The organism is Aeromonas sp. MaB10011B, from assembly GCF_017939325.1.
GTDB classification, from domain to species: Bacteria; Pseudomonadota; Gammaproteobacteria; order Enterobacterales; family Aeromonadaceae; genus Aeromonas; species Aeromonas caviae.
Window position 1 is genome coordinate 1 of record NZ_JAGKRK010000091.1, and the last position, 293, is coordinate 293.

General features: G+C 58.4%; 1 protein-coding gene. It reads right to left on the reverse strand.

Going from position 1 to position 293, the window contains the following annotated elements:
* The coding region (locus J9893_RS20735) for a transposase (protein ID WP_210621942.1) at nt 1–293 on the reverse strand (293 nt) is incomplete at both ends.

The window sequence follows — 293 nt, forward strand, 5'->3', positions numbered from 1 at the left end:
AAATGGGTGCTCCACCTTGGCCCGGATGCTGGCTTTCATGTATTCGATGTTGATGGCCGTTTTGTTCTTGCGTGGATGCTGTTTCAAGGTTCTTACCTTGCCGGGGCGCTCGGCGATCAGCCAGTCCACATCCACCTCGGCCAGCTTCTCGCGCTGTGGCGCCCCTTGGTAGCCGGCATCGGCTGAGACAAATTGCTCCTCTCCATGCAGCAGATTACCCAGCTGATTGAGGTCATGCTCGTTGGCCGCGGTGGTGACTAGGCTGTGGGTCAGGCCACTCTTGGCATCGACAC